Source organism: Saccharospirillum alexandrii, from assembly GCF_004000275.1.
GTDB classification, from domain to species: domain Bacteria; phylum Pseudomonadota; class Gammaproteobacteria; order Pseudomonadales; family Natronospirillaceae; genus Saccharospirillum; species Saccharospirillum alexandrii.
Genome location: NZ_RCIP01000002.1, coordinates 233,510 through 257,967 on the forward strand (window position 1 = coordinate 233,510; position 24,458 = coordinate 257,967).

Annotated in this window: 25 protein-coding genes and 1 tRNA gene; 8 read left to right on the forward strand and 18 right to left on the reverse strand. The window is 56.1% G+C overall.

The window, feature by feature from the left end:
* Positions 1-23: 23 nt before the first annotated feature.
* On the forward strand, positions 24-833 hold the full coding sequence (locus EP166_RS08895) for an alpha/beta fold hydrolase (protein ID WP_127556476.1): 810 nt from the start codon (positions 24-26) through the stop codon (positions 831-833).
* 15 nt (positions 834-848) lie between these two features.
* Here EP166_RS08895 and EP166_RS08900 read toward each other — a convergent pair whose 3' ends face one another.
* Positions 849-2,567 carry a trypsin-like serine protease gene (locus EP166_RS08900; RefSeq protein WP_220432531.1) on the reverse strand — a complete coding sequence of 573 codons (1,719 nt, stop codon included), beginning with the start codon at positions 2,565-2,567 and terminating at the stop codon, positions 849-851.
* A gap of 254 nt (positions 2,568-2,821) precedes the next feature.
* Between EP166_RS08900 and EP166_RS08905 the strand changes: the two genes are divergently transcribed.
* Entirely contained in the window at positions 2,822-3,757 is a 936-nt protein-coding gene (locus EP166_RS08905; protein WP_164743879.1) for a GGDEF domain-containing protein, read from the forward strand.
* A 4-nt stretch (positions 3,758-3,761) separates the two neighbouring features.
* Here the strand turns inward: EP166_RS08905 and EP166_RS08910 are convergent, their stop codons facing one another.
* The 14 genes from EP166_RS08910 to EP166_RS08975 form a co-directional block, all read right to left on the reverse strand.
* Positions 3,762-4,451: an aspartate/glutamate racemase family protein gene (locus tag EP166_RS08910; protein ID WP_127556479.1), complete on the reverse strand. Its 690-nt coding sequence runs from the start codon at positions 4,449-4,451 to the stop codon at positions 3,762-3,764.
* Between the two features lie 45 nt (positions 4,452-4,496).
* Positions 4,497-4,826 (reverse strand): DMT family transporter, encoded by a 330-nt coding sequence (locus tag EP166_RS08915; RefSeq protein ID WP_127556480.1) that lies wholly within the window; start codon positions 4,824-4,826, stop codon positions 4,497-4,499.
* A 108-nt stretch (positions 4,827-4,934) separates the two neighbouring features.
* Complete coding sequence (locus EP166_RS08920; RefSeq protein ID WP_127556481.1) at positions 4,935-5,441, reverse strand: SRPBCC family protein; 507 nt, start codon at positions 5,439-5,441, stop codon at positions 4,935-4,937.
* Between the two features lie 255 nt (positions 5,442-5,696).
* Positions 5,697-6,050 carry a RidA family protein gene (locus tag EP166_RS08925; protein ID WP_127556482.1) on the reverse strand — a complete coding sequence of 118 codons (354 nt, stop codon included), beginning with the start codon at positions 6,048-6,050 and terminating at the stop codon, positions 5,697-5,699.
* 43 nt (positions 6,051-6,093) lie between these two features.
* Positions 6,094-7,134: a histone deacetylase family protein gene (locus EP166_RS08930; RefSeq protein WP_127556483.1), complete on the reverse strand. Its 1,041-nt coding sequence runs from the start codon at positions 7,132-7,134 to the stop codon at positions 6,094-6,096.
* Positions 7,135-7,144: 10 nt separating this feature from the next.
* Positions 7,145-7,930: an amino acid ABC transporter ATP-binding protein gene (locus EP166_RS08935; protein WP_425470016.1), complete on the reverse strand. Its 786-nt coding sequence runs from the start codon at positions 7,928-7,930 to the stop codon at positions 7,145-7,147.
* A gap of 38 nt (positions 7,931-7,968) precedes the next feature.
* Positions 7,969-8,622: an amino acid ABC transporter permease gene (locus tag EP166_RS08940; protein WP_127556484.1), complete on the reverse strand. Its 654-nt coding sequence runs from the start codon at positions 8,620-8,622 to the stop codon at positions 7,969-7,971.
* A gap of 12 nt (positions 8,623-8,634) precedes the next feature.
* The gene (locus EP166_RS08945) at positions 8,635-9,342 is read right to left on the reverse strand and encodes an amino acid ABC transporter permease (RefSeq protein WP_246026256.1); all 708 of its coding nucleotides are present in this window, start codon (positions 9,340-9,342) and stop codon (positions 8,635-8,637) included.
* Between the two features lie 242 nt (positions 9,343-9,584).
* Positions 9,585-10,388, reverse strand: a complete 804-nt coding sequence (locus EP166_RS08950) for a transporter substrate-binding domain-containing protein (protein WP_127556485.1) — start codon at positions 10,386-10,388, stop codon at positions 9,585-9,587.
* A 214-nt stretch (positions 10,389-10,602) separates the two neighbouring features.
* Positions 10,603-11,784, reverse strand: coding sequence for an acetyl-CoA C-acyltransferase (locus tag EP166_RS08955; protein WP_127556486.1), 1,182 nt, complete (start codon positions 11,782-11,784; stop codon positions 10,603-10,605).
* The gene (locus tag EP166_RS08960) at positions 11,781-13,055 is read right to left on the reverse strand and encodes an ArgE/DapE family deacylase (RefSeq protein ID WP_127556487.1); all 1,275 of its coding nucleotides are present in this window, start codon (positions 13,053-13,055) and stop codon (positions 11,781-11,783) included. Before EP166_RS08960 ends, EP166_RS08955 begins: the two co-directional genes overlap by 4 nt.
* Positions 13,052-13,699, reverse strand: coding sequence for a 3-oxoacid CoA-transferase subunit B (locus EP166_RS08965; RefSeq protein ID WP_181952713.1), 648 nt, complete (start codon positions 13,697-13,699; stop codon positions 13,052-13,054). Before EP166_RS08965 ends, EP166_RS08960 begins: the two co-directional genes overlap by 4 nt.
* Positions 13,686-14,381 carry a CoA transferase subunit A gene (locus EP166_RS08970; protein WP_127556489.1) on the reverse strand — a complete coding sequence of 232 codons (696 nt, stop codon included), beginning with the start codon at positions 14,379-14,381 and terminating at the stop codon, positions 13,686-13,688. The genes EP166_RS08965 and EP166_RS08970 overlap by 14 nt, the downstream gene beginning before the upstream one ends.
* 2 nt (positions 14,382-14,383) lie before the next feature.
* Positions 14,384-15,718 (reverse strand): aminotransferase family protein, encoded by a 1,335-nt coding sequence (locus EP166_RS08975; protein ID WP_127556490.1) that lies wholly within the window; start codon positions 15,716-15,718, stop codon positions 14,384-14,386.
* A gap of 156 nt (positions 15,719-15,874) precedes the next feature.
* Between EP166_RS08975 and EP166_RS08980 the strand changes: the two genes are divergently transcribed.
* Positions 15,875-16,801: a LysR family transcriptional regulator gene (locus tag EP166_RS08980; protein WP_127556491.1), complete on the forward strand. Its 927-nt coding sequence runs from the start codon at positions 15,875-15,877 to the stop codon at positions 16,799-16,801.
* A gap of 45 nt (positions 16,802-16,846) precedes the next feature.
* On the opposite strand, the gene EP166_RS08985 is transcribed toward EP166_RS08980, so the two are convergent.
* The 3 genes from EP166_RS08985 to pyrC all read right to left on the reverse strand — a co-directional run bounded on the left by EP166_RS08985 (position 16,847) and on the right by pyrC (position 18,647).
* Entirely contained in the window at positions 16,847-17,155 is a 309-nt protein-coding gene (locus tag EP166_RS08985) for a nuclear transport factor 2 family protein (RefSeq protein ID WP_127556492.1), read from the reverse strand.
* Between the two features lie 268 nt (positions 17,156-17,423).
* A tRNA-Leu gene (locus tag EP166_RS08990) sits at positions 17,424-17,510 on the reverse strand.
* 99 nt (positions 17,511-17,609) lie between these two features.
* The gene (gene pyrC / locus EP166_RS08995) at positions 17,610-18,647 is read right to left on the reverse strand and encodes a dihydroorotase (RefSeq protein WP_127556493.1); all 1,038 of its coding nucleotides are present in this window, start codon (positions 18,645-18,647) and stop codon (positions 17,610-17,612) included.
* Positions 18,648-18,791: 144 nt separating this feature from the next.
* Here pyrC and queA point away from each other — a divergent pair, with 144 nt between their 5' ends.
* The 5 genes from queA to secF all read left to right on the forward strand — a co-directional run bounded on the left by queA (position 18,792) and on the right by secF (position 24,414).
* Positions 18,792-19,853, forward strand: a complete 1,062-nt coding sequence (gene queA, locus EP166_RS09000; protein WP_127556494.1) for a tRNA preQ1(34) S-adenosylmethionine ribosyltransferase-isomerase QueA — start codon at positions 18,792-18,794, stop codon at positions 19,851-19,853.
* Positions 19,854-19,867: 14 nt separating this feature from the next.
* Positions 19,868-20,986 carry a tRNA guanosine(34) transglycosylase Tgt gene (gene tgt, locus EP166_RS09005; RefSeq protein ID WP_127557877.1) on the forward strand — a complete coding sequence of 373 codons (1,119 nt, stop codon included), beginning with the start codon at positions 19,868-19,870 and terminating at the stop codon, positions 20,984-20,986.
* Between the two features lie 156 nt (positions 20,987-21,142).
* A complete protein-coding gene (yajC, locus tag EP166_RS09010) occupies positions 21,143-21,493 on the forward strand; it encodes a preprotein translocase subunit YajC (protein ID WP_246026257.1) in 351 nt (116 codons plus the stop codon).
* 100 nt (positions 21,494-21,593) lie between these two features.
* Entirely contained in the window at positions 21,594-23,435 is a 1,842-nt protein-coding gene (gene secD / locus EP166_RS09015; RefSeq protein ID WP_127556495.1) for a protein translocase subunit SecD, read from the forward strand.
* A gap of 10 nt (positions 23,436-23,445) precedes the next feature.
* Positions 23,446-24,414: a protein translocase subunit SecF gene (gene secF / locus EP166_RS09020; protein ID WP_127556496.1), complete on the forward strand. Its 969-nt coding sequence runs from the start codon at positions 23,446-23,448 to the stop codon at positions 24,412-24,414.
* Positions 24,415-24,458 lie beyond the last annotated feature (44 nt).

Consider the following 24,458-nt stretch of genomic DNA (forward strand, 5'->3'; position numbering starts at 1 on the left):
TCTGGCCGGAATAGGAAGTACAAATGGACGATGTTTTCATCAGACAACGCAACAACGTTAAAGTCTTCGGAAATGGTGAACGGGTATTGATGTTTGCACACGGTTTCGGGTGCGACCAGACCATGTGGCGCTTTGTGACTGACACGATGCAGCGCGATTACCGCATCGTCACCTTCGACTATGTCGGCTCTGGTGAATCAGACTTGTCGGCGTTCAATTCAACCCGCTACGCCACGCTGGAAGGCTACGCCGACGATATTACCGATATTCTGGAAGCCCTGAACCTTACCGGTGTCACCCTGATCGGGCATTCGGTCAGCTCCGTCATTGGCATGCTGGCGGCCATTAAGGTGCCAGAGCGTGTCAGCCAGCTCGTCATGGTATGCCCGTCGCCCTATTATCTGAACGACCCACCAGAGTACGAAGGCGGCTTTGAACGGGATGATCTGGAAGAACTGATCGACCTGATGGACAAAAACTACATCGGCTGGGCGAACTACCTAGCGCCCCTGGTGATGGGAAGCCGGGCCGGTCCCCAGTTCGTTCACGAGCTCTCCGGCAGTTTTTGCTCCACCGACCCGCTGGTGGCCAAAACCTTTGCCAAAGCCACCTTCTTTTCAGACTACCGGAGTGTATTGCCGAATTGCACAACCCCGACCCTGGTACTGCAAAGCCGGATCGATTCTTTGGCGTCGGTAAAAGTGGGCCAATACGTCACCGACCACCTGCCGGATGGGCACCTCAAAATACTGGATACCGAAGGCCACTGTATTCATATGACAGACCACAACCAGGTCGAAACGGAAATACGGGCCTTTGCCTCGGCCCGTTAAATCCTGCAAACCGCTTTAGTTAGCCGCCTCACGACTCACCCGGTTTGAATAGCGCACCGGGTTTTCCAGTTGCCAGACAGACTCCTGTTCTGGCAATGGCATCACAAAGCGCTTCAACTGCGGTGTCGCCCGGCACATATCCGGCTGGGTTCGCACCACTTCCACTTCATCGCCCTTCACTCTCAGCAGCAAGTGGTTCTCTTGCGTGCAACCATTCGACATTACCGAGAACTCGAGGCCCTCTTCGGTAATGGCCGGGTTAAACACCACTTCCGGGGGCTCGGACGCAAAGGGGTTCGAAGAGCAGGCCGCCAGGCCCAGCGTTGAAAGCAGAACCAGAGCCAAAGGGCCCTTGCGGGTTCTGCGAAACATCAGCAGAGGTGCTGCAAGCAACAGCCACCAGGGGGAGAAGGCGCCGCCTCCGCCTGAGAAGCGGTTGCCACCACTGGCCTTCGACACAGAAGCCAGCAGTGTCACTTCCAACGGTTCACTATTGGCCTGAAATTGAAAAGGCCGTCTATAGGTACCCACATCGGACATATTGGCTTCGAATTGAACGGTGCAACTGGCCCCAGCAGCCAAAGTGCCAGTACATCCATTGCCGATCATATCCAGTCCGTTAGGCAACTGCGAAAAATTGAAATTACTGAGATCGATCGACCCGCCTGAGGTATTGGTAAAGATCCAGCTTCTTGATGAAGACAAGGTTTCCGATGCCGAACCAAAATTGACTGACAAGGGAAAGTCAAAATCGTCCAGGATGTTGCGTGCCGCTGCGTTAATCCAGGGGCGCATGGCCGCCACATCGGTGTAGACACCATTTGCAGAGGCACAAGGAGCACCCCAACTGACAATCCCTACCTGAGGGCCACCATTAATAAAGAGTGGACCACCACTGTCACCCTGACATGAGTCTTTGCCATTTATTGGAGCTATCGGATTGGGGTTACCCGCACAGAGCATTGTATTGGTATTAAAATTTGAACCGTAGTTATCGCACTCAGAGTCTAATCTTGCTGTCACATCCACCTGCAACAAATCGGCGCTTGGTATGCTATCCACGTTCTGATCGGTAGATGTCTCCATCGCATCTGTATTGCCATGACCAATCACTCTAACCATAGAGCCGATTTGATTGGTCCAGTCACTGCTGGTGTTGGAAACATCGATGTCTGTAAAATCAACGCCATTGTTAGCGCCAATGTAGATTAGTGCTACGTCATTATTGAAAGACCCAGCCACGTAGCCTGGGTGAATAAATATCTTATTACGGGGCGATGGCACTACAATTTCATTTTGATTTTTATCGTACGCGAGATAGCCCGTGAAATGTTCATCAGTGAAGCTTGAACTGGGAGGTGACTCATCGTCTGAAGTATCACACGTAACACTCCCAGCAAAGAGCAACTTACAAAATTCATATTGCATATCCGCAGAGTTATTGCCAACCAGCACCGCGAATTCACTTGAGTTGGTGATGTTATCTACGCAATGTGCGGCTGTTAACACGAGATCATTGCCAATATATGAACCACCACACACTGGATTCCAGTGCTCTCCTCCACCATCACCTGACCAGGAAAATCCCTCCATCAAAGCGGTATAAAACGGGTAATCCCCCGGGTTTGCCACCGTTCCACCAATAATTCTGGGCTGTATATCTTCCGCCCAGGCCATGCCGCCAGCACCAATCAGTACCAGCCAGACCAAAACCGCTTTCACACTGCTACGCACATCCCTACTCCCACAAGTCATTAGGCTTAGAATAATCCAATCCAGACTTTCCAGCCATGCCAATACCCGCAAAAAGCGAACCGGTCGGCGGATTAGACTGCCTGCCAATCACTGCAGAATCGCCTCATGGCAGTGTTTTCCACTCCCCCGGATTAGCCAGCCTGCCTCCAGCGGGCTATCCTTCAGAGAGTGGTACGGTTGTTGTTCATACCACCAAACGCTCACTTTACCCACCAAAGGTACAGCAGATCGTCATGAAGTCCGACAACGCCTCAACGTCACTCGCCGCTCTGCTCCCATCGCTAAAGCAGTTGTTTGAAGGCAGTGGCACCATGGTGTGCCTCTATAACGAGGCAGATACACTGGTTTACGCCAACACCATCTTCTACGAACTGACCGCCCTGCCCCCTGGCTCACTCCCGCACTGGCGTGACCTGATTCGGGAAAACCACCGTTCGAACAAGGGTTTGCTGATCGAAACAGACGACATTGAAGACTGGCTCGCCCGCGCCGAGCAACGGCGCAGAAGCGTTCCCTATCGCCAGTTTGAGATCGATACCGTCGATGGCCGCTGGATTCTGATGTCGGAAACGGTGATCCCGAACGTCGGTATTCTCGGTGTCGGCGTCGACATCACCCGGGCCAAGCACACCACCACCATCCTTCAACACGAGTATCAGCAGGCCCTGGTGGAAGCCGAAACCGATGCGCTGACGCGAATGGGCAATCGGCGAGCGCTCGACCGCTTGCGGCGCTTACTCACGCTGAATGGTCAAAACCGGGTAATTTCTGCGCTAATGATCGATATCGACTGGTTCAAGCCCTACAACGACAGCCTGGGTCACTTGCAGGGCGACGAGTGCCTGCGCACCATTGCCGACGTTATTCGATCCGGGTTTCGTTCTGAGGAGGCCTATCCGCTGCGTATTGGCGGTGAGGAATTTCTGATTCTGATGGTCGATGCCGATCTGCAGTCGGCCACCCAGGTAGCCCGGCGAATTCTGCGCAACATGCGCGCCCGCGCCATCCCCCACCCGGCCAGTGAGGCCGGCCAGGTCACTCTGAGCATCGGGGTGGCATCGGGCAAGGTGACCGATGATGCCAGCATCTCAACCCTGCTGGATGAGGCCGATAAAGCCCTGTATCAGTCGAAACACACGGGTAGAGACCAGGTAACCCTGGCCTCATGAGGCATTAGCCGAGCGCGTACGCCACCGCCTGCTCGGCGTGGATGCGCGTGGTATCGTACAACGGCACCGCTGTGTGGGCTTGCTGGATCAACAGGCCGATCTCGGTACAGCCGAGTATCACACCCTGGGCTCCATGCGCCGCCAGATCGTTCACAACCGCCAGATACTCGGCCCGGGAACGCTCGCTGATGACGCCCTGACACAGTTCTTCATAGATGATCCGGTGAATGCGGTCGCGTTGCGTTGCATTGGGTGTCAGCACCGCTATGCCTTTGGCTTCCAGTCGTTCCCGGTAAAACGCCTGCTCCATGGTAAAGCGGGTACCAAGCAGGCCTATCCGGTCGATACGTGCATCCAACAGTACCTGAGCGGTGGCATCGGCGATGTGCAGCAGGGGAATGCTAATGGTGGCTTCAATGTGCGGGGCGACCTTGTGCATGGTGTTGGTGCCTATCAGCAGCACCTCGGCGCCGGCTGATTCGACCGCCCGGGCAGCCGCTGACAAAATGCGCCCGGTTTCATCCCAGTTGCCCTGGTGTTGAAGGGCCTCGATCTCGGCAAAATCGACGCTGTAGAGCACCACTTTGGCCGAGTGCAGGCCACCCAGGGCGGTTTTGACGTTTTCGTTCAACAACCGGTAATAGGTCTGGGTCGACTCCCAGCTCATGCCGCCCAACAGGCCAATGGTTTTCATACTCAGGCTCCCTTATCCTGCGTTAATAGCGAGTTTTACAGTTGGCTAATGACCGGCTTTGGAAAAGACGTTAATGGTCACGACCCCTGCAATGATCAGCCCCATGCCCAGTATGGCCGGGAAGTCCAGTTTCTGACCATACAACAGCCAGGACGACACCGCGATCAGCACGATACCAAGCCCCGCCCAGATGGCGTAGGCAATGCCAACGGGTATGGTTCTGAGCGTCAGCGACAGAAAATAGAACGCCAGCAAATAACCGGCTACGACAATCAGCGAGGGCCAAAGCCTTGAAAAACCCTCGCTGGATTTCAACGCAGAAGTGGCGATCACTTCCGCGACAATGGCGATACTCAGGAACACCCAGTTTTGCATACACACCTCCGATCAGTGAGCGGGCGATAATAGCCACTCACTGCCGGGAGCGACAGTCTTGCACGCTGCGGATGGTTGTGTGCAAACCGCGTTGTCAGAGCCTGGGCTTCAGTGATGGCGTGCTTTCATAAACGCCACCAACTGGTCGAGTGCGATGCCCCAGCCTTCGTGAAAGCCCATGGCCTCGTGCTGGGCTTTAGCTGCCGCCGTCTGGTGCACCACAGCTGCCGTATAGCGCGTGCCAGCGCCTTCTGGTTCCAGCAGCAAATAGGCCGTAAACACAAACTCGCCCTCGGTTGGGCTAGGCGCCGGCCGAAAACCGGGCAACAGGGCCGATGTCCAAACCAAGCGCCGGTTCTCGAACAACTCCAGATAACAGCCTTCTCCGGCGGGCATCGCTTCGCCCTCGGGCGACTGCATAACGGTGCGGAACCTACCGCCCGGGCGCAGGTCGATATCGCACTCGGTCACCGACCAGGGTTTGGGGCAGAACCAGGGCATCAGCAGCTCAGGCTGAGTCCAGGCCTGCCAGATCCACTCGGCGGGAATATCCACCGTGCGTTCCAGCAGCAGGTCCAGTTCGGGGTTGAACTCAAAAGGCAGTTGGGTGCCCATAGTCCATTCTCCTAAAAGCGATGGATCGCTCCAGGGGTACAGCCCCTGGTTGAGTAGATACTCTACGCTTAATCCCAGACTGATATCCAGATGGGCACTCAAAAACAGGCAAGCTTATCGCCATCACCCTGGTGGTTAAGGAGAGGCGAACACTTGTGTCCAATAGCTGCTGAAGTCGGCCTTGTCAGATTGGCAAATACGCCGAACGAATCCGGCGTAACATCAGTTATGTGGCTGGCAACCTGTAACAGCATATCAGGCCGGTATAGCAGCAATCACCATCACTTCCACTTTCCATTCCGGCTTGGCCAGGTTACCGGTGACACAGGCACGCGCCGGAGTCCGGCCAGGCACCACCCACGCATCCCAGGCTTCATTCATTTCACTGAACTCGGCCATATCGGTGACCCAGATGGTGGCTGACAGAAGGTGGGATTTATCGGTACCGGCCTGGGCCAGCAATTGATCGATGCCTTGCAGAATCTGCTCGGTCTGACCGCGCATGCCGGCGCTGGCATCCGGGGCGACCTGGCCTGCCAGGTAAACGGTGTTGCCGTGGATGACGGCCTGGCTCATACGGTGGTTGCTGTCGATGTAACGATCGCTCATAAAATGCACTCTGTTGGTTGGAAGATTAGAGCTTATTTAGGGTTCAGCCACGCCGAAACCCTTGCAGAAAGGCTGCGAGATTATCACCGAGGCTGTCGGTTGGGTAGCCACCTTCCTGCACAATGACTTTGGGTCCTTTGACCTGGGCGAGGCGCTGGCCAATGCGGTAGAAATCTTCGGTTTCCAGGGTCATGCCCGCCAGGGGGTCATCCTTGTGGGCATCGAGCCCAAGCGCGATCACAATGGCCTGGGGTTTGAACGCGGTCAATGCAGACAACAAGCGTGACAGCGCCTGCAAAAATGCAATGCCATTGGCGCCCAGTGGCAGCGGTACGTTGCAATTAAACCCCTTGCCGTCGCCTGCCCCCACTTCCGTCGCTGCGCCCCAGAAAAACGGGTAGAAATCGGCCGGGTCAACGTGAACCGATCCGGTCCATACATCGCTTCGCTCCCAGAAAATATCCTGGGTGCCATTTCCATGGTGCAGGTCGACATCAATAATGGCCACACGGTCGTAATGTTCACGCAGAACGGTTGCCGCCAGCGCCGTGTTATTCAGGAAACAGAACCCCCCAGCCCGCTCTGGGCCGGCATGGTGGCCTGGCGGACGGCATAAGGCATAGCTGACGGTTTCCCCGTTAATGACGGCTTCAGCGGCTGCCTGCGCCGTGGTTGCGCTGGCGATGATGCCGGTATAACTGCCCTCGTCCATCGGGCAGGCCATATCGTGCATATGCCAGCCTGCCTGGCCAATAATGTGTCTTGGGTATACGCTGGCATGGCCACAGGGGTGAACATTGGGAGCCACCACGTCTGAAGCAGACGGCAGGGTTCGCCAACGCTCTACCACGGTTTCCAGAAAATCGAGATAGCGGGCGCTGTGAATGCGCTTAAGCCGATCGATCAACGCGGTGTCGCTTGCGACCAGTGCAGGTAACAACATCAGGCTTGCGCCCGCCGTTTCGACCGCCTCTTTCAATCGATCGGCACGCACCGGCTGCTCCGGTGACGGTGCGGGTTGCCCACGCAGAAAAAAATGTTTCGGCGCGTGTGCGCTTTGCGCCTCATGGTAAAAGCATTTCACGATGCACCGCCTAATGGTTATTGCCGAGGTGTTTTTGCAGGAAGTTACGCGTGCGTTCCTGATCCGGGTTACTGAACAGTTTGTCTGGGGTGCACTCCTCCACGACCACACCGCCATCCATGAACAAAGCCCAGTCGGAGACATCGCGCGCGAAACTCATTTCGTGAGTCACGATCAGCATGGTCATGTGCTCATCGGCCAGGCTGCGCATTACCCGGTTTACCTCTTCGACCAGTTCCGGGTCGAGCGCCGAGGTGGCTTCGTCGAACAGCATCACCTTGGGTTTCATCGCCAGCGCCCGGGCAATGGCAACACGCTGCTTTTGCCCGCCGGATAACCAGTTTGGAAAGACATCGGCTTTTTCGGCAAGCCCCACCCGTTCAAGCTGTTGCATACCGAGTTCGCGGGCGGCTTTCTTATCCATTCCCTTGAGCTTGCGCGGTGCCAGGGTCACGTTATCGATGGTTGAGAGGTGTGGGAACAGGTTGAAGTGCTGAAACACCATGCCCATGTTCTGGCGAATGGTGTTGATGTGTCGCTCAAAGGCCAGGCCTTTCATATCCGGCCGGTTTACCTGAACGCCGTCGAGCAGAATCGCCCCCTCATCAATCACTTCCAGGTGATTGACTGATCGTAGCAGGGTGCTCTTGCCGGAACCGGAAGGGCCGATGATGGAAATGATTTTGCCACGGTTCACCGTCAGGTTAATGCCTTTCAATACTTCCAGGTCACCAAAGCGCTTGTGCACGTTGCGCACTTCTACCATGGGCGTGTCTGTCGATTGTTCTGTGCTCATAAAAAAGCTCCAGCATCTCAATTGGTTATCAGGACAACTCAGCGACGGTAGGCAGTCTGCCGCTCCAGCCAAGCCTGGCCCAGTTCCATCAGAATATTGATTACGTAATACATCAGAGCGATGACAATAAAGAATTCGAACGGCCTAAACGACACGCTGATCGCATACTGGGAGGCATACACCAGCTCAGCCACACCAATGGCAGAGAGCACAGAGGTATCCTTTACCATTAGAATCATGTTGTTGCCCAGCTGAGGAATGGAGCGAATAAACGCCTGGGGCACAATGATATATAAAATGGTGTTCCAGTGACCAAAGCCCAACGACCGAGAGGCTTCATATTGGCCGTCGGACACCGATTTGATGGTGGCAATGAAAATATCGGCGTTGTACGCCATGTAGTGGAAGCCAAGGCCAAGAATACCAACCACAATGGCCGGAATCAGAATCCACTCGCCCAGACCAAAATACAGGAAGTAGAGCTGCAACAGCAGCGGCGTAGTCATGAACAGCCAGATAAAAAACCGCAACGGCCAGCTCACCAATTTTTTCGTATAAATCGAGATGACAGCAACCACCAATCCCCCGATAACAGACATCAGCGCGACGGCGATGGCCACCAGTGACCCTACGCCAACGCCCTTCAACAGGGTCGGGAAGTAGGTGACAACGGGCGTAAAATCAAATTCCATCTGAGCGACCTCCTATTGAGTGGTGTACCGGGTTGCCCGGCGGTAGGCCAGTTCAATGATGCCCATCACCGCGTAAATAATGATGATGTACATCAGCGCACTGAGGGTGAAAATTTCCAGCGGTTTATAGGTAGAACCAATTAAACGCTGTGCCTGATAGGTAAGCTCAACCACCGAAATAATAGAGACCAGTGAGGAGTTCTTGATCAGCACAATGGCGAGCACTCCTACGGAGCGAATCATCAGGCTGGCCGCCTGCGGCAGCACAATCGACACCATGGTTTGTACCTTGCCAAAACCCAGTGACCGGGCTGCTTCACTCTGCCCTTTATCAACAGACTCGATAGAGCCGCGAATCGCCTCACTCATGTAGGCGCCGATATTAAACGCGCCTACGACGACACCACAGGTGATAGGGTCGAGTCGCAAGCCAAGGCTAGGCCCGCCATAGAACACCAGCAACAACTGAACGAAATAGGGTGTCCCTCGAATCACACTGATATAGCCGCGGGCAAACCAGCGGATGGGTGCAAAGCGGAAGGTCTGTAAAAACACCAGCCCGCACGCGACAAAGAACCCGAAGAAAATGGCGCGGGAAGAGATATCGATCGTAACCCAGGCCGCCCTGATCAACAGGGGCGTCACCTCGACCATCAAGTCAAAGTCCATGGTCATACCTTTTTGCTGTTGTTGTTCAAGTTCTCGACTTGGCCACAACATCGACAGTCGTCCGCGCTGGATACAGGGTTTGCTTCTTAGGGGTCGGGCGGGATGCCGCCCACTCAATCCGTCCATGGAGCCTAGACCGCAGCCGAAGCGTCGGACCGATCCATACTTCGGACTCCCCCTAATAAGCAAACCCTGCACCCAGCGCTTATCCACAGTGCCATGTCAAAAGTCGAGTTTTGAAGCTTTGAGGGCCAGCAATCCAATCGCTATGTACTGGCTCTATTGATCAGCCCTTACTCAATATTGGCACCTTCGCCAATCCATTTGTCGACGATGTCCTGGTAAGTCCCGTCTTCCTTAATCTCGGCCAGGGCAAGGTTCAGGGCTTCCATCAGCTCAGGTTTGTTTTTCTGAATGGAGATGGCTGCAGGCCAGCGTGGCAGTTCACCGACATCGACCATTTTGATTGCCGGTGCATTTTCCTGCATCGCGACCAATACGGGCACGTCATCGGCGATCATTACATCAATGCGGCCAGTGGTCAGCGCGTTCATCATGTCGGGCAAGCCCTGGAAGGTCTGGTTGCGCCATTCGCCTTCCCCGTTTTCGACGGCCCACTGGTTACCGGTTTCACCCAGGGTGGAACCGACGCGCTTGCCGGAAAAGTCATCAATGCTGCTGATGTCATCGGTGCTTTCCTGCACCCAGACCGACAAGCCGGCACTGTAGTAGGAGTCGGTAAAATCAACCGCTTTCTGGCGTTCTTCGGTTACGCTCATGCTGCAGATGCAGGCATCGAACCGGCCACCGGCCAGTGCGGCGATGATGCCATTCCAGGGTGACGACTGCACTTCAACCTCAACGCCCATTTTTTCGGCCAGCGCTTTGGCGATGTCTACGTCAAAGCCCACCAGTTCACCCTGCGTATTCACAAAGCTGAACGGAGGATAGGCACCGGAGTTGGCAACCTGAAAAACGTCGTCACGAATTTCAGGCAGGTCACGCGCCTGGGTTGGCATGGCCACCATGGCGGTAGCACCTATGATCACGGCTGCGGCCGCCAGAGTTTGTGAGAATGTTTTAGTCAGTGTCTTCATGTTCTTATTCCTGTTCAGACTTTATTAAAACAATGCATTCATCGATGCACTGCCCCTCTTCACACTGGTCAATGACCGTACCTGTTGAGCCAGGATCGATCGTTGTAACCCATCCAGATTAGTTATTGTGTTGATTCCGCCTAACGCTGTAGTCACCTCCTGTCGAAACGTTGTTAATGGTTTGTAATGTGAACCCATGGCAACGCCATGCCGTTCAGACTCGCTCAATCAATAAAGCAATGCCCTGGCCGCCGCCAATACAGGCGGCGGCTATACCATAGCGACCTCTGGTAAGTTGCAACGAGCGCGCCAGCGTACCGGCCAGTCGAACCCCGGTGGCCCCCAGTGGATGACCAAGTGCCAGTGCGCCTCCGTGCATGTTCAGTTTTTTGTCATCAATACCCAGAGCTTCCCGGGCATACAGCGGCACAACACTGAAAGCTTCGTTGATTTCCCAAAGATCAATGTCGTCGACGGTCAGATGGGTTTGCGCCAGCAAGCGCTTAACCGCCGGCACAACCCCCTGCCCCATCATTTCTGGCTTGGTGCCCCGGTCCACGCAAGCGAGCACCCGGGCGAGCGGAATTGCACCGCTATCATTCACCGCCGCTTCCGACATCATCATGGCCAGCGACGCCCCACTGCTCAGTGGTGAACTGTTACCCGCCGTGATGTTTCCACTGTCACTGAAGGCTGGCGACAATGTCGCCAGAGCTTCTGGTCGGGTATCTGGCCGGATGCACGCATCCAGTGCGAAAGGTTCCAACCCCGCGACGTTCATGGGCACTATTTCGTCATTGAAAAAGCCGGCTTGCTGAGCGGCATACGCTCTCTGGTGCGAGCGACAGGCAAAGGCGTCCATCTGCTCTCTGCTGATGCCCGCAGCCGCCGCCAACTGCTCGGCGGTCAGGCCCATGTTCAGTGCGACCGCCATGTCATAGGTTTTGCCGTTATCATCCGGCAAAGCTGGTACACCCAATACCCCTTCCTTGAACAAGGCTGGGCCCATAGGGATGCGCGTCATGTGTTCAAAACCGCCGGCCAGTGCAATCTCAGTAGCACCACATCCAATGGACATCATGCCAAAGCGCAGTGCGGCCAGGCTGGAACCGCATTGCTGGTCAATCATGCGGGTGGCCGCCTGGTCACCTAAACGGCTTTGCATCAGCGGGTAACGCCCGCCAAAACTCCATTGCTCTTTTACCGCCAGTGCACAGCCCAGACTCAGATCATCGATGCGTTCGGGCGAAATGCCGGTTTCCGCCAGGCTGTGATTAATCAGCTGGGCCATCAGCCTGTCTGCCGGCCAGTTTTCAAAGGCATCGACACCGGCTTTTTTCGGGTGCGCCCGACTGAACGCGGTGCGCTGGTAATACGTCAAATAAACCGGTTTCATAGCGGCTCCAGTTGGCACCAGCGGCTGATAAACAGCACATAGGCTCGCAATACGTGACGGATGGACTCGATGTTGACGCACTCATCGACGCCGTGAATGTTTTTCGCAACCGGTCCGTAGCAGGTGCCGCCGGTTCGGTTGTAGAAATGAAAGGCGCGCAAATCGGTGGTGGCGGTAGACCAGTAGGGTTCGGGGTCGGCACCGGTCAGGCTGTGGTGGCATTGCGATAACAGCTCAATACCCGGATTGCCGGTATCGACCAGATGCCCCTCGGAGCGAAAACCATGAAATCTCAGCACCGGTCGTTCTTCAGCGAACACCGGGTCTTTCAGGCAGGCCTGATCAATGCAGTGGCTGACGCGTTGCATGATGTCATTAGCGGTCATGCCTGGGGGAAAACCAATGCGGCCTTCCATTTCGGCAAACGCCGGCACGCTGGATGGCCAGTTACCGCCGGCAATGGCGCCAATGTTCAGGTTAAAGGGATGGTCGATGTCCCGATACGGGCCTGTTCGATGCTGTTCGTTAAGCTCTGATTCCAGGTCCTGCAGCCAGGGTATAAGCCGTTGCAGTTTTTCGATGGCGTTAATGCCTGTGCCAGCGGCCTGCACATGCACAGGCTTGCCACGCACACCGAGTTTGAACCAGAGCACACCGACCTGGCCGGAATAGAGGGTTGGACCAAAAGGCTCGGGAATCAGCACAAAGTCGCCGCCATAGCCATGGTGCAAACAGGCCAGCGCACCGTTACCCGAGCACTCTTCTTCAACCACGGTTTGCACGGTGAGCGGGGAGGTGACCTGGTAGCCAGCCTGTTCAATGGCATGCACGGCGTAAATCATCGCCGCCACGCCGGCTTGCATGTCGCCAGCGCCGCGTCCATACAACCAGCCATCGTACTGCCAGGGTTCATTGGGCGGCAGGGTCCACATATCAAAGGGGTCTGCGGGAACGACATCCAGGTGGCCGTTAAACACCAGGGTTTTACCGGGTGCCTTGGGGTTTAAACAGGAAACCAGATTGTATTTGCTGTCGTGATCCCAGGGCACCGGTGCATAAAGCGGATGCTCTGCCAACTGCGCCTTGTGCATACCAACCCGGGTGACGGGCAGGCCGAGGTAGGCCATCTGGCTTTCAACACAGTTCAGCACCGCCTGCTCCCGGCCCAGAACGGCATAGGTTTTCACCATGTCTTCAACAAAGGCCAGGGCGTCCGGGAAGATGGCATCGGCACTGGTCAGCAGGTCGCTTTCGCGCTCTGTCAGGCTCATGCCGTGCCTCCTTCGGTGGCAAACGTCAGCTCGGCTTCGGTCAGTGCCTGCAAATCGGCATCGCTGATCTCAACTAGTTTTTCGCGCACCACCAGCCCCTGGTCGGTCACGTCCATCACGGCCAGGTCTGAAATGATCCGGCTGACGCAGGCCTTGGCGGTCAGTGGCAAACGGCAGGTTTTCAGAATTTTGGGCTTGCCGTGTTTGTCGGTATGGGTGGTGAGCACGACGATGCGTTGGGTCTTTTGAGCCAGCTCCATGGCACCGCCAATACCCGGTGAAAACTTGCCCGGAATTTTCCAGTTGGCGAGGTTGCCGTGCGCATCAACTTCAAAGGCACCAATCATGGTCAGATCCAACCGGGCGCGACGAATCATCGCGAAAGAGACAGCACTGTCGAACAGGCTGGCGCCTTCGCGCAGGGAAACGTACGCCCCGGCGGCATCAATAAGAAAGGGGTCCATCTGCTCCGGCGCCGCTTGCTTCCAGGCACCGAGAATGCCGTTTTCAGAATGAATCTGAACATCGAAGTCATCCGGCAAGTAATGCATGACTTGTGTCGGCAATCCAATACCGAGATTAACGATGCTACCGGGTGCGATCTCCATCACAGCCCGGCGTAAAATGCGTTCAACGACGGACATGATGTTCTAGAATCCCATAGTCTGAGGTGAGTGATGCCAGCGGTACCACGCTGTCGACGAAGGCACCGGGTGTATGCACCTGCTCCGGTATAAAACAGCCCGGCGCACCCAGATGCGGCGTCTCGACGATGACATGGTTCGCCGCCATGGCCATCAGCGGGCTGAAGTTAATAGCCGAGCCCTGATACACCAGGTTGCCCAGCCAGTCGGCGCGCGCGGCATGAAGCAATGCGAAATCGGCCGACAGCGCCATTTCCACCTTGTAGGTTTTGCCCTGCCAGTCGAGCAGGTCTTCAGGTCGGGTAATCTCGGAGTCGATGCCGATGTCGGTCAAAAAACCAAAGCTGCCGGCCCCTGCGGTGCGAATCTTTTCCGCCAGCATGCCCTGGGGATGAAACTGCACTTCAACTTCGCCCTGGTTCATACGGTCGATCACGCCCTTGTTTAACCCAATGTGCGTGGTGATCAGCTTTTTTACCTGGCCATTTTCGATCAACTGGCTCACGCCATGCCCGGCTTCATTGGCATCGTTCTTGATTAACGTGAGGTCAGTTTGCCCCTGCCTCACTAACTCGCGGATCAGACTGAATGGGGTGCCCGGGTTGCCAAAACCACCGACCATAATCACGGCACCCGAAGGGATGGCCGCGATTGCGTTTTCCAGAGACCGGTTCTTTTTCATATTCAGGCTGCCTGCTCGCGAACCAGCTGTTCAAAGTCAGCCAGGCTCTGGTCGAACAACTCAATAATGTCGTCGATATCCGATGCGGTTACCGTTAAAGGCGGGGTAATTAATACATGGTCTCCTTCCAATCCGTTGAGACAGCGTCGTGGATAAATCAGTAGGCCGCGCGCCTTTGCCACCTCCGTGAGTTTGTCAAAGGCATTAAACAATGCCGGGAAAGGTTGTTGGGTCGCAGGGTCTTGCACCAGCTCTACACCCTGCAATAAGCCGATACCGCGTACATTGCCAATGCAGGAGTATTTGCTGGCCAGTTGTTCGAGTTGCTGTCGTAAATAGGTGCCCTGTTCAGCGGCATTGCTGACCAGGTTTTCCGATTTCATCACCTCGATCACTGCCTGACCGGTGGCACAGGCCAGCGGGTTTCCGGCGTAGGTATGGCCATGCATAAAGCCACCACTGCGGCCGACCGAGTCCACCAGCTCCTGTCGCGCCATCATCGCGGCGATGGGGTAATAGCCAGACCCGAGCCCTTTGGCCAGTGCCAGAATATCCGGCGTCACGCCGTAGTGCTGGTAGGCGAACCAGGCACCGGTGCGGCCCATACCACTGAGCACTTCATCCATGATCAACAGACAACCATACCGGTCGCACAGAGCGCGCAACCCTTCCATATACGATCGGGTCAGCATGCGACCGCCCGTGCTCGCGCCACCTACCGGCTCCACAGCTATGGCGGCGATGGTGCCTGGCCCGGCGGCGAGCATGGCGCTTTCAGTTTGTTCAAGCACCGCTGCAATGTGTTCTTCCACACTGGCTTCCCGGTAACGATAGAGATCGGGCGAGGGCACCTTGACTGAGCCAATGGTGATGGAACGATAGGGCGCTTCCAGAGGTTCGTATCCGGTAAGCCCCAATGCACCTATGGTGCTGCCGTGATACGAGGGGCGTAGCGATACGAATTTGCTGCGCTCGGGTTGACCCTCGGCCACGAAATACTGAATCGCGAGTTTGATCGCGCTCTCAACCGCCTCTGAGCCGCTGCCGACAAAAAAGACTTTCTGCAGATCGCCGTCCGTCAGTTCCACCATAGAGCTGGCCAGATCGAGCGCGACCTGGCTTTCAAATTGGGTACGGTAACTGAAGGCGATCTTGTCGAGCTGAGCGACCATGGCGCGTTTTACGGTGGGGTGATTGTGACCAATGTTGCAGGTGATGGCGCCGGAGCAGCCATCGATATAACGACGCCCTGTGGTATCCCAGATATAAATGCCGTCGGCGTGGCTGACCAGCGGCATGTCATTGCTGGTCAGGTAAAACAAAGCGTTGCTGGACATTGAGTCGATGTTCCTTCTGCACAAAGCGGTGTTTTTTTGAACGATTCTGCATTATAGGAACAGCTAAAAATTTATTTCAACGCATAATGTTTTTTCATTATTTGATGACTTATAGTCATGTTATTGTCTAAAAAACGGCGACTGAGTGCTGGCGTTATGAGCGATATAAACCTTAACTCTTTGAAATCTTTGCTGATTTTCAAAACTCTTTACGAAACTGGAACGGCCACGAGAACGGCTCGTGATCTGGGCATTACCCAGTCTGGCGTCAGCCGATCTCTCGCGCAGCTGGAAGAAAACATTGGCATTACGCTATTCATGCGCCACAAGAAGCGGCTGGTCGCTCTGCCCGAAGCCGATGAGCTTTATGGAGAAATACTGGGGTTACTGAGTAATCTGGACAATATGAAACACAGCATTGTGGCGTTACGTGAATTTGGTGCTTCACGGATACGCATCGCCTGTGCACCGGCCCTTGGTTTCGCATATGTACCTAAAACCATTGCCCGTATTCTGAGTGACAACCCGAAATACAGCGTCTACCTGGACATTATGCCCAGCCCGGAAGTGGTTCGGGCGGTTGAAGCGGGTTACTTCGATGTTGGGTTTGTTACCTTGCCAGTCACCAGCCAGGCACTGGTGGTCGACGAATTGATCTCAACCGAGGCCGTCTGCCTAATGCCGAGAAACCATAGCCTGGCTAAGGCAAGCATCATCACGACGGAAGATTTAAAAGGTCAGCACCTGGTCATACCCAACCAACCCAATCTCGCTGCCGATCAGCTTCTGTTGCACCTTTCGGAAAAGAACATTCGAATCGCGGGTAAAACAGAAGCCAATATTGCCTCCATCTGTTCACTGGTTGCCAACGGCGTGGGCATCACACTGATCAACCCCATCACGGCTTATGACCACCAGGCGACACGCGATGACTTGCTGATCAAACCTTTCAAACCGGCCTTTCACTATCGTTTTGGCTTGGTTTACAAACAGAACTGGGCCAATAACCGGTTGATTGGATTGCTGAAGGAAATGCTCCCGGAACTACCGGACCACCTGGTGGCCGAGAGACTGAAAAACTGAGCGGAGCCAGTAAAAAACAACCGGTTTTCACAAGCGGTTAAGACGTTACTCGGATATCCACCACCGATCATCGCTGAACACCAGATCGACTCTCGCTCTATCACTCCAGTTAGGGATCGCAAACTGCCCCCGGTTACCACTAACCTCAACCACAACCTCTATTTTTTTCGGTAAGGGAGGCATACTGGACAGTTCTTCTTCTAAACTCTGAAACTCGCCTCTGTCTTCGGGCAGTACATGCTGAACAGCCATGTCAAACTCGCTTTTCTGAACATGATCCATAAAAGCCCTGGCAACATCCTCAGGATTGCTTGTATCTGCCGAACACACCAGAACCAATAACAGAGGAGCCATGCCTACTATCTGTCTACACTTCACTGCGATTTCCCTGTGACTCTTTTAATCAGTATACAAAAAAACAGATCTGAATATTCGCATGCACTTTGTTTAGTGGTCAACGGCCTATGGGCCACGACAGATTCGACCGCTTCGGTGTCTGCTCGTATCAAGAGTATCTGTGAGATCGCACCAACTCAAAACCCGTCCCGTCTTTGTCAATGCAGATCCATAAGGCATAAAAAAAGCCCTGACCACTTTCGGTGATCAGGGCTTTTTTAAGATTTGGTACCAGAGGCCGGACTCGAACCGGCACAGTGTTGCCACCGGGGGATTTTGAATCCCCTGCGTCTACCAATTTCGCCACTCTGGCTGAGTGGGAGGCATTCTAGCGAAAATTCCTTTCGCGTCAATGGTTTGAGGCGATGTTTCTGCGCTATTCACCCGTCTCTGCCGCTTTCCGGGTTGGTATTCAGGCCGGGCGCAGGCGCCAGTTGATGGTTTCGCCAGCGTAAAACGGCACAATGGCTTCGCCATGCCCCAGGGTAATTCGCTCTGGCACAGTCCAGCTTTCACGCACCAGACGCACGGTTCCCTCGTTGCGCGGTAAGCCGTAGAAATCGGGTCCGTGTTCGCTGGCGAAACCTTCCAGTCGTTCCAGCACGCCCATTTCCTCAAACACCTGTGCATAAAGCTCCAGAGCCGACCAGGCGCTGTAGCAGCCGGCACAGCCACAGGCCGATTCTTTCCTGTGCTGCTCGTGTGGGGCCGAGTCGGTTCCCAGAAAGAACTTGGGCGAACCGCTGGCAACGGCGGCGCGCAGCGCTTCCTGGTGACTGCGACGCTTCAGTACCGGCAGACAATAGTTGTGGGGCCGTATGCCACCAACCAGCAGATCGTTACGATTCAGCAAAAGGTGTTGGGGTGTGACGGTGGCGGCCAGGGTGTCTGGGCCCTGGCTCACAAACTCGGCCGCGTCGGCGGTGGTGATGTGTTCGAATACCACTTTCAATGAGGGGTGGCGCTCTACGATGCCGGCCAGGTGCTGGTCGATAAAAGCTTTTTCCCGATCGAAGATGTCGATATCCGGGTGGGTTACTTCGCCGTGCACCAGCAACAGCAGGCCCTGCTCTGCCAGGGCTTCAAACACCGGGTCGAGACTGCTGAGCGCGCTAACCGCGGCACTGGAATTGGTGGTGGCCCCGGCCGGGTAAAGTTTCGTGGCAACCACACCGGCGGCCTTGGCGGCCCGAATGTCGTCAGCACTGGTGGTATCGGTCAGATACAGCGTCATCAGCGGTTCAAAGCGGTTACCGGCGGGCCGTGCGGCCAGAATGCGCTCCCGATAGGCTAGCGCCTGTTCGGCCGTGGTGACCGGCGGGGTAAGGTTCGGCATGACAATGGCCCGCTGAAAACACCGGGCAGTAGCCGGAACGGTTTCAATCAGCATGTCGCCGTCGCGAAAATGCAGGTGCCAGTCGTCGGGCGTGCGCAGTAATAAGTCGTTCATGCTGAATCCTGAGCCTGGAAATACGGAGGCCATAGTCTAACAGGCTAACATCCCGTCTTACACAACCGACGCCGACCATAGAGCCCGACCGCCCTTTCAGCTAGAATAGCCGCCCTTTTATCAACAGGTGCCCCGCATCCGGCCATGAACGTCAGCGATTTCGATTTTACCCTGCCAGATGACTTAATAGCCCGCTACCCGGCCGAACAGCGCACGGGCAGCCGGTTGCTGCAACTCCATGGCCCCACCGGCCAGGTCTCACACCGCCAGTTTCCGGACATTCTCGATCTGATCGAACCCGGTGACCTGCTGGTGTTTAACAACACCCGGGTCATTCCGGCCCGGCTGTTTGGCCAGAAAGACAGCGGCGGCAAGGTCGAAGTGCTGATCGAGCGCATGACCGGTGACAGCACAGCGCTGGCACACGTGCGGGCAAACAAAAGTTGCAAGCCTGGAACCCGGCTGACGATGGAAGGTGGCATCGAACTGGAGGTCACCGGCCGGGAGGAAAACCTGTTCAGGGTAAGCTGCCAGAACCCAGAACCGCTGGTGGACTTGCTTGAATTGCACGGCCACATGCCCCTTCCGCCCTACCTGGAACGCGAAGACGCCGAGAGCGATCGCGAGCGCTACCAGACCGTTTACGCCGAGCGCAAGGGTGCGGTGGCGGCCCCGACCGCCGGCCTGCACTTCGATGCGGCCCTGCTGGACGCCTTGAATGCCAAGGGTGTGCAAACCGCCTTCGTCACCTTGCATGTGGGCGCCGGCACCTTTCAGCCGGTGAAAGCCGAGCGCATTGAAGACCACGTCATGCATGCTGAATGGATCGAAGTACCACCCGACGTCGTAGAGGCGGCCGCGGCCACCAACGCCAGGGGTAACCGGGTGATCGCCGTCGGTACCACCAGCGTGCGCTCGCTGGAAACCGCCGCCCGGTCTGGCACCCTGCAACCCTTTACCGGCGACACCAACATTTTCATTTACCCGGGGTACGACTTTCGGGTGGTCGATGCCATGATCACCAATTTTCACCTGCCGCAGTCGACCCTGATCATGCTGATCAGTGCCTTTGCCGGTAAAGAGGCGGTACTGGCGGCTTATCAGGCCGCCATCGATGAACGCTACCGTTTCTTCAGTTATGGCGATGCCATGTTCATTACCCGCAAACCCCTGTCTGCCCCCACCAACCAAGAGACCGACGCATGAGCCGCACCTGTTTTATGACATTCGACCTTGCCAACACCGACGGTAAAGCACGGCGCGGCACCCTTAAGTTTCCCCGGGGCGAGGTGCAAACCCCTGCTTTCATGCCGGTTGGTACCTACGGCACCGTGAAAGGCATGACGCCCCAGCAGGTAGAAGAAACCGGCGCGCACATCATTCTTGGCAACACCTTCCATTTAATGCTGCGCCCTGGCACCCAGGTGATTGAAGAACATGGCGATCTGCACGACTTTACCGGCTGGAAAAAGCCGATGCTGACCGACTCCGGCGGCTTTCAGGTGTTTTCACTGGGCAAGATGCGCAAGATCACCGAAGCGGGCGTTACCTTTCGCTCACCGGTCGATGGCGCCAAGGTCGAGCTGACGCCGGAACGCAGCATGGAAGTACAGCGCGCCCTGGGCTCCGACGTGGTGATGATTTTTGACGAATGCACCCCGCACCCGGCCACCCACGCCGAGGCCAAAAAATCGATGGAACTCAGCCTGCGCTGGGCAAAGCGCTCCAAGCAGGCCCATGGCGACAGCCCGTCGGCGCTGTTTGGCATTATTCAGGGCGGCATGTTCGAAGACCTGCGCGATGTTAGCCTGCGCGGGCTGACCGAGATCGATTTCGACGGCTATGCCATTGGCGGCTTAAGCGTTGGCGAATCCAAAGAAGACATGATGCGCATTCTGGAACACGTCACCCCTTCAATGCCGGAACACAAGCCGCGCTATTTGATGGGCGTCGGTACGCCAGAAGACCTGGTGGAAGGTGTGCGCCGGGGCGTCGATATGTTTGACTGCGTGATGCCAACTCGCAATGGCCGAAACGGCCATTTGTTCACCACCGATGGCGTCATCAAGATCCGCAACGCCCGGCACCGGCACGATACCAGCCCGCTGGATGCCGACTGCGACTGCTACACCTGCCTGAATTTCAGCCGGGGCTACCTGCACCATCTCGACAAGTGCGGCGAGATGCTGGGTGCGCAGCTCAATACCCTGCACAACCTGCGCTATTACCAGCGGCTGATGGCTGGTTTGCGTGCGGCCATTGAAGCGGGTAAATTGTCGGCCTTTGTGGATGACTTCTACCAGCGCCGTGGCCTGGAAACACCGGCACTGGCAGACTGAACGACCCGGTGCGTTTGATGGGAATGGCACTGCACAGGCCTTGTGGCCGCCTCAGGTGCCCCCATAACGTCACTCAGAACTGAATCTGGCTATCCGAAGACGTCACTGGTCATTCGAATACCGTTACAACACTTATAAACCATTTGGAGTATTACCATGAAAAAACTGTCCGCCGCTCTGCTGGCCATGACCCCGGCACTTTCACTGGCGGCCCCGGCGGCTGGTCAGCCCAGCCCCTGGCAATTGCCGATCATGCTCGGCATCTTCTTCCTGATTTTCTGGCTGATGGTATGGCGCCCGCAAAGCAAGCGCGCCAAAGAGCACAAAAACCTGATCGCCTCACTGAGCAAGGGCGATGAAGTCGTAACGGCAGCCGGCATTACCGGCAAGGTCACCAAGGTAACTGACGACTACATCACGGTCGAAGTCGCCAACAATGTTGAACTGACCTTCCAGAAAACGGCTATTTCAGCAACCCTGCCCAAGGGAACGCTGAAAGCGATCTGATCGACCCATCGTCAGGTCTCGTCCCGGACGCGACCGACTTGTAGCCCCGGCTCAGGCACATAGACCTAACGGCCGGGTCTACCCAGCTCAGGAAGGCCTCATGCTGAACAAATACCCCCTGTGGAAATACGCCATTATCCTGTCGGTACTGGTGCTAGGCGTACTCTACAGCCTGCCCAACCTGTTTCCGGCCGACCCGGCCATCCAGATTCAGGGCGCCGAAGCCGGCGTGCAAATGAATGACACCACCGTACAACGCACCGAACGCCTGCTCGATGACGCCAATATCGATCACTTTGGCGCTGAAATTAACGGTCAGTCGCTGCTGATTCGCCTGAACAGCAACGAAGACCAGTTAGCTGCCAAAGCCGCTATTCAGCGTGGCCTCGGCGGCAACTACATTGTGGCGCTCAATCTGGCACCCACAACGCCCAACTGGTTGCTGGCCATCGGCGCTCAGCCCATGTCGTTGGGTCTCGACCTCTCTGGCGGTGTGCATTTCCTGCTGGAAGTGGATATGGAGCGTTTTCTGGAAAGCCGGCTCGCCAGCTACGCTGCGAACATTCGCACCACCTTCCGTGATGAAAACATCCGCTACCGGGGCATCGATGTGCTCGATGACGGCTCCATTCAGGTACTGCTGGCCGATGAAGATTTCAGAAGCGAAGCCGACACCTGGCTGCGCCGCAACCTGCCTGAGTTCCAGCGCTCGGACGTCGAATCACGCGGGCTGCCCGGCCTGATCCTGACACTGACAGACGAACGCATCGCTGAACTGGAAGACTATGCCGTCAGCCAGAACCAAACCACCCTGAATAACCGGGTAAACGAACTGGGTGTGGCCGAACCGCTGGTTCAGCGCCAGGGCCGCAACCGCATTGTGGTGGAACTGCCCGGCGTTCAGGACACTGCCCAGGCCAAGAACATCATCGGCAAGGCCGCCAACCTTGAATTTCGCCTCGAGTCACGCGATGGCCAGGGCGAGGTGTACCCGTTCCGCGACAGCAATCGCACCGCCATGCTGGAGACCGATGTCATCGTCACCGGCGATAACGTGACCGATGCCCGCACCTCCTATGATGAAAACGGCTTGCCCCAGGTCTCGGTGAACCTCGATGGTGATGGCGGCTCCCGTATGGGCCAGACAACCCGTCGCTCCATCGGTGTGCCCATGGGTGTGCTCTTTATCGAACAGAAGTCCATCCTCGAAGGTTACGAAGAAGTCGACGGCGAACCCGTGCCGATTTACGACTCGGTAGAAGAGCGTGAAATCATCTCCCTGGCCACCATTCGCGGCGCTTTTTCCAACAGCTTTGTGATTACCGGGCTCGATAACGCCCAGGAAGCCTCAGACCTGGCCCTGCTGCTAAGAGCAGGCGCACTGGCCGCTCCCATGCAGTTTGTGGAAGAACGGACGGTTGGCCCAAGCCTCGGTGCCGAGAACATTCGCATGGGCACCCAGTCGGTCATCATTGGTTTTGCGCTGGTGATTCTGTTCATGCTCGGTTTCTACAAGGTGTTCGGCATCTTCGCGGCGGTCGCACTGAGTGCCAACCTGGTGCTGATTGTTGCGGTCATGTCGATGATGGGAGCAACACTGACGCTGCCCGGCATTGCCGGCATCGTACTGACGGTCGGTATGGCGGTGGATGCCAACGTGCTGATTTTCAGCCGAATACGTGAAGAAATTGCCGACGGGCGCTCCCCGCAGGCGGCAATAGACGGCGGCTACAAAAGTGCTTTCTCGACCATTTTCGATGCCAACCTGACCACCCTGATTGTGGCGGTCATACTGTTTGCCATCGGCACGGGTCCGGTTAAGGGCTTTGCGATCACGCTCTCGGTCGGCATTGTTACCTCCATGTTCACTGCCATCATGCTGACGCGTGCTCTGGCCAACCTGACCTTCGGTGGTCGGGTGGTGAAGAAGCTGCCCATTTAAGGAGCCCGTTATGTCTGATTTAAAAGTGCTTAATTTTATGGGCTACCGCAAGACACTGGCGGTCGCTTCACTGGTGCTGATACTTGTTTCGCTGGGCTCACTGGCCGTTCGGGGCCTGAATTTCGGTCTCGATTTTACCGGCGGTGCCCAGATAGAAGTCGGTTATGAGGAACCTGCCGATGTTGAGGTTATTCGCAATACCCTGAACGGTGCCGGTTACCGTGACGTGGTGGTGCAGTATTTCGGCAACAACACCGATGTGCTGATCCGCATGCAGGAAGACAACAACCCGCGTCTGGGCGACGAAGTGCTCGCCCTGCTCTCAGAAACCCGTGATGACGTAGAACTGCGCCGAAACGAGTTTGTTGGCCCCCAGGTGGGAGAAGAGCTGCGAGAGAACGGCGGCATCGGCATGCTGGTCGCGCTGGGTGTGGTCATGGTCTACATCGCGCTGCGCTTTCAGTTCAAGTTTGCGGTGGGCGCTGTGGCGGCCCTGGTTCACGACGTTGTGATCGTGCTCGGTTTCTTCTCCATCACACAGATGGCGTTTGACCTTACCGTGCTGGCGGCGATTCTTGCGGTCATCGGTTATTCACTGAACGACACCATTGTTGTGGCCGACCGCATTCGGGAAAACTTCCGCATGGTGCGGCGTGATGAAACCGACTACCTGATCAACCTGTCGCTGACCCAGACCCTGGCCCGTACCCTGATCACCTCATTAACAACCTTGCTGGTTCTGGTTGCTCTGGGTATTTTCGGTGGTGAACTGATTTTCGGCTTCGCCATGGCCCTGTCGGTGGGTGTGCTGGTGGGTACCTATTCGTCTGTTTATGTGTCGGCCAACGTGCTGATGGCGCTGGACCTGACCAAGCAGGACTTGATGCCACCGGAAAAATCGGACGATCCGGAAGAGGAAGACATTCCTGCCTGGCTGACCGATGTCGAGGACGACGAAACCAGCAAAGAAAAAAGCTGAGGTCTGCTGCGCCCTCGTTCCAGGAGGGCGCTTTCACCGCACCA